The organism is Desulfovibrio desulfuricans DSM 642, assembly GCF_000420465.1.
GTDB lineage: Bacteria > Desulfobacterota > Desulfovibrionia > Desulfovibrionales > Desulfovibrionaceae > Desulfovibrio > Desulfovibrio desulfuricans.
The window spans coordinates 121,632-134,800 of record NZ_ATUZ01000011.1; the positions used below are offsets into that span (position 1 = coordinate 121,632).

The following is a 13,169-nucleotide window of genomic DNA, read 5'->3' on the forward strand; positions in this document are numbered from 1 at the left end:
TGCGCGCGTTCTGAGCAGGGAAGATCCAAGGTAGTATTGCAAACCCCGCCGGCGCGAGTCGGCGGGGTTTTTTTTAGTCCGCACCGCCGCCGACAAGCCTCACCATCGAAAAGGAGTCTTGCGGCGATGTTACGTCTTTCGGGAGCAGAACTCACCATCCGCCTGCTGGAAAACCAGGGTGTCACGCACATTGCCGGCATCCCGGGCGGTTTCAATCTTCCTCTCTACGATGCCCTCGGGCGCAGTGGAACCATCCGGCACATCCTTGCCCGTCATGAACAGGGCGCAGGCTTCATCGCTCAGGGCATGGCAAGAGTCACGGGCCGCCCCGGCGTTATCTTTGCCACTTCCGGCCCCGGCGCCACCAATACGCTCACGGCGCTCGCCGATGCGCGCATGGATTCCGTGCCTCTGGTCTGCATTACCGGGCAGGTGCCCCTGAACATGATCGGCACCGATGCCTTTCAGGAAGTGGACATCTACGGCATGTCCATTCCAGCCACCAAGCACAACTTCATTGTGCGCTCCATTGACGAACTGCTGCGCGTGATTCCCGAGGCCTTTGCCATTGCCGCTGGCGACCGCCCCGGCCCTGTGCTGGTGGATATTCCGCGTGACGTGCAGGTGGCGGTGGCTGAATTGCAGGATCTGCCCGCCGCCGGAACTCCCGCGTCCATGCCGCAGCCAGACCCGCAGGCCCTTGCCCGCGCCGCGGAAATGATGAACGCCGCAAAGCGCCCCCTGTTGTTGCTGGGCGGCGGCACGTCTTCTCCCGATGCTTCGGCGGCAGTGGTTTCCTTTATGGAGGCCCGCCGTATCCCCGCCGTCATGTCCCTGCGCGGGCTGGGCACGGTGCCGCATGGACATGAACTGGCCGTGGGCATGCTTGGCATGCACGGAGCGCGCGCCTCCAACATGCTGGTGGACGAATGCGATTTGCTCATGGTTGTGGGTGCTCGCCTTGGCGACCGCGCCACGGGCAGGCTGGACGGTTTTTGCCCCAAGACGGGCCTTGTCCACATTGATATTGATGCCTGCGAGGTGGGCAAGCTGCGTATCCCTCAGGTAGGTATTACGGCGGACGCGGCAGAGGCTCTTACGGCCCTGCTGCCCCTGTTGCGCAAGACAGACCATGAACCGTGGCTTGAGCGCGTGGCAGCATGCAAGGCGGAGCACGGCCTGCGTTTTGACCGCACGGATGAGGTCTGTTCGCCTTACGGCATCATCAGGCACGTGGCGGACGCCCTGCACGGCAAGGGCATTGTGAGCACGGACGTGGGCCAGCACCAGATGCGCGTGGCTCAGGCCTACCCCATGATGCAGCCCCGGCAGTGGCTCACATCCGGCGGGCTGGGAACAATGGGTTTTGGCCTGCCTGCCGCCATAGGCGCTGCGCTGGCAAAGCCGGAGGAAACCGTGGTCTGTTTTTCCGGCGATGGCAGCCTGCTCATGAATATTCAGGAAATGGCCACGGCTGTTGAAAATCAGGCCAACGTCAAGATTATCCTGTGCAACAACGATGGACTGGGGCTGGTGCAGCAACAGCAGGATCTGTTCTTTGGAGGGCGGCTGTTCGGCTCGACCTTTACGGCGGGCACGGACTTTGTGCGCATTGCCCAGGGCTTTGGCATGCCGGCCATCTGCCTAAACAACGAGCGCGACCCCAGGGCCGTGCTGGAAAAGGCCTTGGGCACGCCCGGCCCATGCCTGCTTGAAGTGCGCATGAGCGCAGAAGAAAAGGTTTTTCCCATGGTGCCGCCAGGAGCGGCAAACAGTCAGATGATAGAGGGGGTTAACGCATGAACGGTTCCGTGACGAGCGCGCTTACAACTTTGCACTTGAGCGTCAACAATCATCCTGGTGTGCTTTCGCACGTGTGCGGCCTCTTTGCTGGCCGTGCCTACAACCTTGAGGGCGTGCTTGTTACGCCGGAAGCCGACGGCGATACATGCCGCATGTGGCTGGTGGTCAAGGACGACGGGCGCATGGAGCAGATTGTCAAGCAGGTGCGCAAGCTGCACGATGTGCTGGATGTGCAGGTGGGGCATGCGGAGCCGACGGTTTTCAACCGCCTGGCCGGTTGCCTTGAATGCTGAATAAAAGCAGGGCGCGGTGCGTACCAACATAACACCGCGCCCTGCGTAACAGGCTGTCCACGGGCTGTGCCCCTATCTGCCTGCGTTTGATGGACGCGTGGGCAAATGGAGGCGCAGCCATTTTTTATTCAGCCAGCAGGCTGGCCCCCGGCCCGCCGTCATAGGGCACGCGTTCAAAGACCTTGCGGCGCGGGGTCAGGCTGATGTGGTAGTACTGGTTTTGCGGAATGTAGATAAAGGGCACGTCTTCATTGCGCTGCCTCAGAAAGAGCGAAAGCAGCACCCGGTTGATGGCCTGATGCCCCACAATGATCAGGGGCGCATCCCCAGCCAGAAAAAGCGCCCGCCGCAAACCGCGTTGTACCCGCTCGCGCAGCAGTGCGTAGCTTTCGCCATTGGGGTAGGTGTAGGTGTATTTGCTGGCGTTGCGGCCTTGGGTGACCTCGGGCATGCGCTCGCGGATTTCGCTGTAGAGCATGCCCTCGCAATCGCCCGCCCAGATTTCGTCAAATTCCTTAAAGGCCATGGCATGCGCCTCTGGCCGTTCGGTCAGCAACGGTGTTGCCGTTTCGTGCGAGCGTATGCGCGTGGAGGTAAACACCCACTCAATGGGCTTGTCGCGCAGGTGGGCGGCAAGGGCAAGCGCCTGGGCGCGGCCCGTGGCTGTGAGCGGCGGGTCGCCGCCAATGCGGCCCCGCAGGTTGAATTCCGTCTGCCCGTGGCGCGCCAGATACAGGCACTGAATCCACACGCTGACAACCATTTCGCGGATAGCGGGGTAGTAGGGGGAGCTTTCGCAGGGGCGCTCGTCCAGAATGCGGTTGGCTGTGGAATCAACGCGCAGCCAGTATTTTTCGTCCTGCAATGGCTCGTAGATGGTGTCATAGTAGCTGATGCGCTTCATGAAGCTGGCAAGGGCTTCTTCTTCCGTATAGGAGGCGTATTCCGGCAGGGTGGTCTTGCGGCGTATGCAGGCATTGAGCAACAGCTGGTCTTCATTGACGCATTCCACAAAGAGCACCGGGTAGTCGGTGAGCGTGGTTTCTATGAGGTGCCTGCGCGCGCGGCTAACGTTGGTGGCGTCAAGAATGGCCACCTCGCCGTCCTTGGTCAGCCATTCGCGGGCAATCTCCATGTTGCGCATGCAGATCATTTCGCGCGCATCTCGTCCCAGTTTGTTGTTGGGATCGTAAAAATTGGGGTCGGTGGATTCCGCACCAATGAGCGCGCGGCGCATGTCGCCGTTATTGAACAGCTTTGCGGCAATGCCCTCGGTCACAAGCCCATCGCGGATGCGCTTTGCCAGAGTGGATTTTCCCCTTGCGGGCAGACCGACCATGGCGACATAAAGTTTCTGCATACGACCTCCGTTGCTGCATGGTAGGAGAAAAGAGAAAAAAATAAAAGAACTCTGCGGGATGGGGCGGGTCGCTCCTTGCCTGCCCGCGATAGCGGTAGTATCATGCAATAAACATATTTACCTGCCGAGTCTTGCCATGAGCATCACGGCCTTTTTCAGAACGCTGGCTTCCCGGTCACACTGGGCCATCCACAGTGTCTGGCTGGTCGTGCTTGCTGGCGTCCTGTGCGCCAACGTGGTGGATGGTTATTTTCAGCTCCAGGAAAATGAGCTGCGTCTGTTGCTCTCTAAAAGCAGCATTGCCGTCAATATTGTCAAAATGGAAGTGGGCGGCATCACCCATCTGCTAGACACGGTGGAAAGCGCCGCCATTACCACCAGGGACGAAGACCAGCTTGCCGACAGGCTGCAAGGTCTGGTGCGGGATAATCCCTTTGTCGCCGCCATTGCTGTCGAGCTCAACGGGGTACCCCTGGCCTCCACTGGCGCTATTTCTTCTGCGTCCACAGCCGTTTTTTCCCGCTCCACCGCAAGGGGCGGGCTTCCCTCCGTTTCTGTAATCATTGCCCTGAAACCAGAATTCTGGGGATACAAACTGGCGCATGCGTTCAGCCGCGCAGATGCTAAAGTCGCCGTCTATACAGCCTCTGGCCGTCCTTTGCTGCCCTTTGCCGACCTGGACAACGCTGAAAATGCATTTCTGGCGGAGAGTATTGCAAACATGGCACCTGATGCGGCAGCGTTGCACACCCAGCCCATGCGGGCTGATGGGGCGCGGTCCATGCTTGCCTTGCAGCAGGCGGCAGCGCCTTTTCTGGCGGGCGGCCCTATGGTGGTGGGAACAATCATCAGCACCGAAAGCAGCTATGCTCACTGGCATAGCGACCTGCTCATTCAGGTGCTGATATGGCTGGCAGCAGCACTGCTTTCAACCTCCCTCCTGATGGTGGAAGCGCGCAGACTCCGCCGTTCTGAACTTTCCACAGAAAAACTGCAAAGCGCCATGCGCTCGCGCGACAAGTTCATCCGTATCCTGATGGACCACGCACCCATCATGGTATCCTACTGGGATGCGGGGCGGCGGTGCCATTACGCCAATAAAATGTACAGGGCATGGTTTGGCAAGGGTGAGGAAGAGATCATCGGCATGGACTTGCGATCCCTGCTGGGCGAGGAACTGCTTGCCAAATGCGCCCCCCTCATTGATGCGACCCTGCGCGGCGAACCACAGGACTTTGAGCAGGAAAGGGCCAGGGCCGACGGTTCAACAGGCTATGTGCTGTCCCGCTACATACCGGATATGGATGGGTGGGAGGTGCGGGGTTTTTTTGTTATTGCCTCTGACATTACAGAACTCAAGCAGACACAGCAAAGCCTGGAAAAACGCATTGAAGACCTGTACTCGCTGGCGACCACAGACGCGCTTACGGGCTTGAACAACCGCAGGAATCTGCTGGAAAAAATTCAGTTCGAGATTGAAAGAGCCAAGCGCTACGGCCTGAACATGGTTTTCTTTATGCTTGATATCGACCATTTCAAAAAGATCAACGACACTTACGGGCATGATACGGGCGATGCCGTGCTGAAGGGGCTTGGCGCACTGCTGCATGACACCATGCGTACCTCTGACCATGTGGGACGCCTTGGCGGCGAGGAATTTGGCATTTTGCTGGCAAGTGTTGTGCCGCAGCAGGCGGAGGTCATTGCAGAGCGGTTGCGAAGGCGCGTGGAAGAAATGGTCGTATGGCACAACGAAAGGGACATTCGCTTTACAGTCAGCATTGGTTTGGCGGATTTGCAGGCAGACGTGGAAAACCCTCTGGAAGATATGATGAAGCGGGCAGACCTTGCCCTCTATCGGGCCAAGAACAGTGGGCGTAACCGCGTATGCCTCGCGGACAATTTATTGCCGCCCGCCGAGGATAATTCGGAGGGTCAGGGTTTTGGCGCATAAAAAGAACGCCCTTGCGCGGCAGGTCTGCACCTACTGCACAAGGGCGTTTCTTCAAGTATTCAGGATGATTGCGCCTTAGCGCACCTTCAGCTTGAGAAAGCGTTTTTTGCCGAGCTTGACCACGTATTCCCCGGCTACAAGCGGGGTGACGGCGTCTTCGCAGCGTTCTCCGTCGATGGAGAGCGCACCTTCCTTCATCAGGCGTTTGGCTTCGCCCCGGCTTTTAACAAGGCCTGCGGCCTCAAGAAATACCGGGGGTGTGCTGTCTTCGCCGCTGTCGCACTGGTGCTCGGGCATGTCGTCCGGCACGCCGCCGCCAGCAAAAACGGCATTGAAGCCCTGCTTTGCTTCATCGGCATCTTTTTCGCTGTGGTAGCGGGCCACCATCTCGTGGGCAAGATTTTCCTTGGCGGCCTTGGGGTGCAGCTCACCGCTGGTCACGGAAGCCTTGAGGGCTGCAATGTCTTCAAGGCTTTTGGCCGAGAGCAGCTCATAGTAGCGCCACATAAGCTCATCAGAGATGGCCATGACCTTGCCGAAAATCTGGGAAGGGGCTTCGTCAATACCAATGTAGTTGCCGTAAGATTTTGACATCTTGCGCACGCCATCGGTGCCTTCGAGCAGAGGCAGGGTCAGGATGCACTGGCTTTCTATGCCGTAGTGCGCCTGGAGGGTGCGGCCCACCAGCAGGTTGAACTTCTGGTCAGTGCCGCCCATTTCCACATCGCTCTTGAGGGCGACAGAGTCATAACCCTGACACAGCGGATACAGGAATTCGTGGATTGATATGGGACGCTGCTCGCGGAAACGCTTTTCAAAATCATCGCGTTCCATCATGCGGGCAACTGTATAGCTGGAAGCCAGTTTGATAAAGCCCGTGGCGTCCATCTTGCCCAGCCAGGCCGAGTTGAAGGCAACCTCGGTTTTCTGCGGATCAAGAATTTTGAAAACCTGCTTTTTGTAGGTTTCCGCGTTGGCAAGAACCTGCTCTTCAGTGAGGGGGGGGCGGGTTTCCGAGCGGCCGGAAGGGTCGCCTATGCGACCCGTGAAGTCGCCGATAAGAAAGATGACATGGTGCCCCAGTTCCTGAAAATGACGCATCTTGTGCATAACAACCGTATGCCCGAGGTGCAGGTCAGGAGCGGTGGGGTCAAAGCCCACCTTGATGCGCAGCGGCTTGCCGCGCGCAATCTTTTTGCGCAGTTCATTCTCGTCAATCAGCTCGGCCATGCCGCGCTTGATGGTGGCCATTTGGCGGTCAATATCCGTCATCACCCTTACCTCTGTGCTGGCTTCGGTAAAAAACGCCGGACCAAAAAAAGAATATGCGCCGACGTAGACGGAAAGTGATACCCCCAAGGCGGCGATAGTGTCAAACCATGCCGCAGAGAATCAGCCAGCCTACAGGCTCAGCAGCGAGGCAACGCGGCTGGCGCTCAGGCCGCTGTGAACGGAAAGCGCGTCCATGGGATTTTGCGAGATCATGCTCATGGTGTCGTCAAGCACGCCGTCCACTTCGTCATCTGCCAGCAGGTTGGGGGCGCTCAGGCTGACAACATCGCGTGAGGGCGCGCTGGCAGCGGTGTTTTCATCCTTTTCCATGGCAGGGAAGGCAAAGGCCGGAGTGGGATTGAGTCCGGAAATTTTCATGACGGTGTCCTTTATGTTGATGACCTGCATGGGTCAAATTTTCCGCATGGCGGCAATTCTGCCATAAAGGATGCAATTTTGGGGCCATAAACCCGGATTGGGAGAAAGCGCAAGGGGTGAGGCCGTGGTAAAAGCAGGGATGATACGAGTACGTGTGTCTAGGCGGAGTCTTGCTGATCTTTTGACGCATCGGTGTATTTGGTGAGGCACTGACGCAAACGGGGGGAGCCGCCCTTGACGTTGAGCCAGCGCAGCCGGGCACGGCGGGCGCTCCAGTCCAGTTCTTCCTGAAAGCGCAGGCGCACGGCAACGCCCCGTGCGTCAGGGGCCTTGCCAAAACCCGCCCGCTTGGCAAGAAAAACGTAGGGAGGCGCAGTAACAGGCACCACGCTGGGCTGGAGAAAAAACAGGTAGGTTGCATCGGAGGTGAAGGAAGGCATCGCCAGTTCTTCTGGCATGCAGACGCATGCCCCGCCTTCTGAAACATCCAGAATGCGGGTGGCTGGCGGGGCCACCTGACTGTATGCCCCAAGCATGATGCGTAAATCGTTGGTGGTGTCGGGGCGCTCCGGCGTGAGCAGTACGCTCGACATGCGGCTGTATTCAGCGCGCCAGGGTATCCGCTTGCTGCTGCGCAACTGCCGTACAGTCACATGGCGTGAAAAGCGCAGGCCCAAATACAGCATTTCGCCACTGGGGCCGACAGCTGTTTCGAGAATCTGCGCGGTACCGTATACGCCAAGGCGCGCCGCCATATCCTGCGCGATGTGCCGCTTGACGCTGAAGTAAAATTTGCCCTGGTTTACCATCGCCCTGGGGTTCTGGGTCTGCATGTTCATGGAACGCACAACAAGCCGGGCTTCCCTGCCGTTGACATCGCAGACAATGCCCTCCACAGATATGCAGGAGGTTTCGCCGCACCAGATAAGGCAGCATTCAAGGTGTACATTGGCCCCGGTGTTTTGTGCATCGGCCAGCGCCTCATGGCAGCTTGAGTTCCAGAGGCAGAATGAAGCGTCTGAATTCATGGGACAGCCTTGAATGAGTTTGTAAAGCTGTGTAAATATATTAATACTGTTATTATGTCAATGTGTTAGTGATATTTGCTTGTATAATATACAGTCCGATTGTGCCTAAGCTGTTACTTGTGACAGACTTTTTGTGAAATGTATCAGATTGCATATGTTGTGTTTGGTGGTGAGCGCGGGCAAGCCGCAGCCTGCTCCAGATTGCTGGTCGCGTTGATGGCATCAACGCTCAGAAGCTCGCCTTCCTCAGGAAGGCGAGCTTCTTCAATATCCAACCAGGCAAAGCCGGCATATCCCCATTTTTTAGCAGACGCGAGCTATGGGGATGTGTGCGTCTCCGGTTCTATGCCTTAGCCTTCTTTTTTGACTTTGGACTTGGTCATGGCAAGGCCAATGCCTTCGAACAGTTCGAAGATGGCAAAGCCGTACCACAGGGTGTAAAGCACATAGAAAACCAGCATGGCAACCATCAACATAACGTGCTCGGACACCTTGGCGGCGGTCACGCTGTAGAAGTTGTTGCCCGGCTCAATGGCGCGGCGCAGTACATGGTCCACCACCTGCGACTCGGCGATCAGGCGCTGCTTCTGCAGTTCCTTGATGCTGGGCGAAAGCAGGTACCACCATGCGGAAGCCACTTTAAGGGCATTTTCTCCACCGTATTTCTGCGAAACCTTGTCCGTATCGTTGTGATACAGGGAATCGGAATCGTCAGTGGCGGAGGTGAGAATCTTGCCCAAGTCGCCGGTAAAGGTAACCTTGCCGTCAGTAGCGCTCACATCCGTGGCACCCGCAGTTTGCAGGGCCATGGCGGCAACGGGGGCAAGGGCGGCCTTCTTGAGCTTGACCGTAATCGTCACTACCTTGCCGTCAACTTTTTTCAGGTTTTCACGAACGCCGGGAATAAAGTAGGACGAACCCTTGGAGAGCTCGTTGAAGACGTTATCGGCGTATTCAAGGCCGGTAACGTGCTTGCCGTTTTCGTCACGCAGGATGGGCATGAGCAGGGTGGCAAACAGAACCAGAAACGAAACAAGCATCAAGCTGCCCCGGAAGAACGGGGCTTTGGCATGAATAAGCATGATCAGGCCTCCCCTCTAAGCTTGCCGAGGTTGAAGAAGAACTTGCTGAACACCCAGATGCCGAAGAAAGCAACGACAACCCAGAAAACCACGTTGCCCACATCTTCAATAATGCCCACCACACTGGGCGACCAGTTCAGCACTTCAAGCTCAACGAGCTTCTTGGGCAGGGTGGCCGCACGGTTGATGAAGCCGGCAATGATGGAGATGGCGTAAAAACCGCGAATGTGGATGCCTTTGACTACCTTGGTGGTCAGAGCGCCCACCTGGATGCCCAGCAGCGAACCAAGCAGCATGCCGACAGCCAGCGTGTAGAACACGTAACCGTAAATGGCGTACTGGCCGATGGAGGCAAAACCAGCGGTAAAGATAATCTGCAGAATGTCTGTACCAACGGTGGTCATGGACGACACGCCGAAGATGTACACGAACATGGGGAAGGTGACGAAACCGCCACCCACGCCCATGATGGCGGCCAGCATGCCCACGATGACGCCGCCCGCGGCAACGATCCAGCCGGAGATCCGGCGGCCGCCGGGAATGAGGTCTTCGTCAAAGGTGATCATGGGCGGCACGGCCAGAGCCTGAAGCTTCAGGGCAACGCCTGTCATACCGGCGCTGCCGCCGTGCGCGTCCTGATTCGCCGCGGCGGCGCCGCGGGAGCTCTTCAAAAAGTCAAACAGGGCATAAAAGCCAAGAAAACCCAGCAGCACGGCGTAAATGGTGCTGATGAACAGTTCGGAAAGCAGCGGGTCAGCGTTGTACAACCCTTTGTTGATCGCGCCGCCAATAACTGTTCCCGCGCCGGAGCCTACAAGAAAGGCGATGGCCAGCTTGGTGGAAACGTTGCCCAGTTTTTTGTGCACCGTGGTGCCCATGATGGCTTTGGCGAAAATGTGGAACAGGTCAGTACCCACCGCCAAAATGCCTTTCACGCCCGCCGCCATAAGGGCAGGAGTAATGATGAAGCCGCCGCCAGCACCGATACACCCGGTGATCAGACCAGCTGCAAGGCCCACGGCAATGGATGCCAAAAAGATGGTGTTGGTGTAAAAAGCCGGGGCATAGGCGGTTTTGCCGCCCAGCATTTCGTGATACTCATAGGCTTCGGCAAAGCAGCCCGCCAGAATGGGAACTGCAAGAGCCAACAAGATGAGCAGCTTTTTCCTGCTTTTGAGAATGGAAGTGGATACCTCCAAATCCCATTTGGCATAAGCCTGGGAGCTGCTCAGCAGAAACTCATACACCTGTCTGCCAAAACTCATACTCTCCTCCAATACGATTGTTCCGGCCAATGGCCGAGGTCGTGGCCCCAATACAAACAAACCGTCTAAGGCAATGCCGTGCGTCGCGTCACACACAGCTGGGTTCTGTCAGTAGATATGCTTGAATTCTTTGGTTTTTTATCAATCTCCAGCTCAAAATATCCTGTACCCAGTCACTCTGACATATTAGCCGGAATTTGTAAAAGAAATTTATCACGAGCAAGGCTGCTCGGTCTGCAAGCTTACAAAAAATAGTCCCGGTATTCGCCAGTTTTTCCCTATGCTTGAATGCTCAATAACCTCGGCAAGATATGAAAAAGCGCTCCCTCGCATTGCTGTGGGGGGCGCCTTTTCGCCGTATTTGTGAAATTCAAAACAATCTATTTTTTGGCCAGGCCCTGGCTCTGGCCAAAAATAACAAGTTCCATCCAGTCCAGCCCGAAATCAAGAGCGGCTTCATCGCCCTGCTGGCTGTCTTCCATGATGGCGGCCTTGCGCTGGTCGCTTATGTCCACATGCGAGAATACACGCATGTTTGTGATAAGTTCACGGAACTTGTCGATCTGAAACAGACACAGCACTATCATAGTTACCAGTCGGGGTTCAAGTGGTTGACCCGTTGCCCGTACCATGGCCATGAGGCGCATATAGCGGTCGTTGGAAGTGTTGAAGGGCCTTAGCTCCTCATTTTCCAGCCACTGATGAGGGGTGCGCACGGTGCCTTTGTCAAAGCCAAGGCAGTGTGGCTCGCGCACCACAAAAAAGCGTTCCGAAACGCCGTCAGTCGCCATTTTTGTGCCGCGCCCCAAGGGGTAGTAGCGGCATGCGCCGGGCCTGTCTTCGTACACGGAGCAGCCCGCAGGGGTCACAAAGGGACAGGGTTCGTCCGGGCCGTCAAGCATGCGCAGCATTGGCAGGGGAAAGCCCGTGTCGGGAAAGGAACGCAAGGTGGTAAAGGTGCCAAGAAAGCCCTCGCTGTCAAGGCCCAGATTGCGCCGCAGACGCAGCACATCATAGGGGGTCAGGGGCAGGGTGAGCTCCGCACAGCAACGGTTAAAGCAGGGAACATCGGGGTTGCAGTCAAAGCAGAAGGTTTCATCTGGTTTCAGTTCGGGCAGGCTGTCGAGAAGTTCACGGCTGGCATCAGAGGACATGGGCGCTCCTGGTTGCGTGCCCGTGGCGCGGCGGCGCGGGGCGGGGAAACAATAAATGCCCGCCGCGCGGGCAGAAAGCGGCCCGCTTGCGCAGGCCGCCTTGCCGTTATGTTGTGCTGCCGCCTGTGTGGACGGCTAATGCTAAATGACCTTGTTCAGCGCGTATTCAATGATACCTTCCGCGCCAGCGAGGCGCAGGCGGGGAATCAGATCGCGCACCACATCAATCTGCACCACGGATTCCACCGAAAGCCAGTGGGTGTCGCGCAGGGGCGAAACCGTGGGCGAATTGAGCGAGGGCAGCATTTCAAGGATGGCGGCCAGATTGTCCGCTGGCGCGTTCATCTTGAGGGCCACCAGATTTTCTGCCTTGAGCGCGCCCTGGAGCAGCAGATCGAGCTGTTCGATTTTGGCGCGCTTGGCGGGGTCTTTCCACGCTTCTTTATTAGCAATGAGCACTGGGTAGGAAATCATGACCTCGTCAATAATGTGCAGGCCGTGAGCGCGGATGGTGGTGCCGGTTTCGGTCACTTCCACGATGCCGTCAGCCAGGCCTTCCACTACCTTGGCTTCGGTCGCGCCCCACGAATAGAACACGTCAACCTTAACGCCTTCGCGGTCAAAATAGCGCTGCGTCAGGCCTTGAAGCTCTGTGGCGATGCGCTTGCCCGCGAGGTCGGCGGCCTTCTGGTAGGGCGAATCGCCCGCCACGGCCAGCACCCAGCGGCAGGGGCGGTTGGAGGTCTTGGAATATACGAGGTCAGAAACGCGTACCACTTTGTCTTCGTGGTTGCGCTCGGTCAGCCAGTCAAGGCCGGTGATGCCCACGTCCAGCACGCCAGCTTCGATGTATTCGCCGATTTCCTGTACGCGGCAGAGCGAGGCTGTGATCTGCGGGTCGTTGATGTCGGGAAAATAGTTGCGCGTATGTTTGCGGATTTTCCAGCCCGCGCGTTCAAAAAGGTTGATGGTGGCTTCTTCCAGCGAGCCCTTGGGCACGCCAAGCTTGATGATGGGCATGGTATCCGCGCTCATGACAGTTTCCTTCTATCGACCGTAGACTTTTTTTGGGTCAAAAACCTGCGGGGAGCATTCCCGCACCGAACCTTGCTTCAATTCCCTGTAAAAGCAGGAGCGCCGTCCGGTATGACAGGCGGCCCCGCCGATCTGCTCAATGAGCAGCAGTATTGTGTCATTGTCACAATCAAGCCGCAGGGAACGCACTTTTTGTACATTGCCCGATGTGCCGCCCTTGTGCCAAAGTTCCTTGCGGCTGCGGCTCCAGTAATGGGCCTCGCCGGTTTCAAGGGTTTTGCGCCATGCGTCTTCGTTCATATAGGCCAGCATAAGCACTTCGCCGCTGTCGCAATCCTGCGCGATGGCGGGCAAAAGCCCCTTGCTGAAGTCGGGCTGAAACCCGGGGTTGCCTTCCAGAGCCGCGCTGCCGTCAGGGGTAGCGGACATGGGGCCTCCTTTGTTGTGTCGGCTGGCAGGGCTGTGCGCGCTTGCGTTGTGCCGACAAAATGCGGTGTCTAATAGTGTGGTTTGTTCCGCGCAAACAGTTAAATCTACCTGCAAGA

12 protein-coding genes are annotated in these 13,169 nt (G+C 57.4%); 3 read left to right on the forward strand and 9 right to left on the reverse strand.

The annotated features are described in order from the left end of the window. The first annotated feature begins 126 nt into the window (after positions 1-126). Both ilvB and ilvN read left to right on the forward strand, forming a co-directional pair. Positions 127-1,803 carry a biosynthetic-type acetolactate synthase large subunit gene (gene ilvB / locus G449_RS0102080; protein ID WP_022657647.1) on the forward strand — a complete coding sequence of 559 codons (1,677 nt, stop codon included), beginning with the start codon at positions 127-129 and terminating at the stop codon, positions 1,801-1,803. After that, entirely contained in the window at positions 1,800-2,096 is a 297-nt protein-coding gene (gene ilvN / locus G449_RS0102085) for an acetolactate synthase small subunit (protein ID WP_022657648.1), read from the forward strand. The genes ilvB and ilvN overlap by 4 nt, the downstream gene beginning before the upstream one ends. 124 nt (positions 2,097-2,220) lie before the next feature. On the opposite strand, the gene G449_RS0102090 is transcribed toward ilvN, so the two are convergent. Beyond that, on the reverse strand, positions 2,221-3,456 hold the full coding sequence (locus G449_RS0102090; RefSeq protein ID WP_022657649.1) for a bifunctional nucleoside/nucleotide kinase/histidine phosphatase family protein: 1,236 nt from the start codon (positions 3,454-3,456) through the stop codon (positions 2,221-2,223). 136 nt (positions 3,457-3,592) lie between these two features. Here G449_RS0102090 and G449_RS17615 point away from each other — a divergent pair, with 136 nt between their 5' ends. Then, complete coding sequence (locus G449_RS17615) at positions 3,593-5,410, forward strand: GGDEF domain-containing protein (protein ID WP_022657650.1); 1,818 nt, start codon at positions 3,593-3,595, stop codon at positions 5,408-5,410. A 75-nt stretch (positions 5,411-5,485) separates the two neighbouring features. Here the strand turns inward: G449_RS17615 and tyrS are convergent, their stop codons facing one another. The 8 genes from tyrS to hisI all read right to left on the reverse strand — a co-directional run bounded on the left by tyrS (position 5,486) and on the right by hisI (position 13,053). Further along, entirely contained in the window at positions 5,486-6,682 is a 1,197-nt protein-coding gene (gene tyrS / locus G449_RS0102100; protein ID WP_022657651.1) for a tyrosine--tRNA ligase, read from the reverse strand. A gap of 129 nt (positions 6,683-6,811) precedes the next feature. After that, positions 6,812-7,060 (reverse strand): hypothetical protein, encoded by a 249-nt coding sequence (locus G449_RS0102105; RefSeq protein WP_027180627.1) that lies wholly within the window; start codon positions 7,058-7,060, stop codon positions 6,812-6,814. Between the two features lie 158 nt (positions 7,061-7,218). Further along, complete coding sequence (locus G449_RS0102110) at positions 7,219-8,088, reverse strand: hypothetical protein (protein WP_022657653.1); 870 nt, start codon at positions 8,086-8,088, stop codon at positions 7,219-7,221. 350 nt (positions 8,089-8,438) lie between these two features. Then, positions 8,439-9,170: a hypothetical protein gene (locus G449_RS0102115; RefSeq protein ID WP_022657654.1), complete on the reverse strand. Its 732-nt coding sequence runs from the start codon at positions 9,168-9,170 to the stop codon at positions 8,439-8,441. Between the two features lie 2 nt (positions 9,171-9,172). Then, the gene (locus G449_RS0102120) at positions 9,173-10,435 is read right to left on the reverse strand and encodes a sulfite exporter TauE/SafE family protein (RefSeq protein ID WP_022657655.1); all 1,263 of its coding nucleotides are present in this window, start codon (positions 10,433-10,435) and stop codon (positions 9,173-9,175) included. A gap of 380 nt (positions 10,436-10,815) precedes the next feature. Next, positions 10,816-11,589: a YkgJ family cysteine cluster protein gene (locus tag G449_RS0102125; RefSeq protein ID WP_022657656.1), complete on the reverse strand. Its 774-nt coding sequence runs from the start codon at positions 11,587-11,589 to the stop codon at positions 10,816-10,818. Positions 11,590-11,730: 141 nt separating this feature from the next. Next, the gene (hisG, locus tag G449_RS0102130; protein ID WP_022657657.1) at positions 11,731-12,624 is read right to left on the reverse strand and encodes an ATP phosphoribosyltransferase; all 894 of its coding nucleotides are present in this window, start codon (positions 12,622-12,624) and stop codon (positions 11,731-11,733) included. A 12-nt stretch (positions 12,625-12,636) separates the two neighbouring features. After that, positions 12,637-13,053 carry a phosphoribosyl-AMP cyclohydrolase gene (hisI, locus tag G449_RS0102135; protein WP_022657658.1) on the reverse strand — a complete coding sequence of 139 codons (417 nt, stop codon included), beginning with the start codon at positions 13,051-13,053 and terminating at the stop codon, positions 12,637-12,639. Between the last annotated feature and the right edge of the window lie 116 nt (positions 13,054-13,169).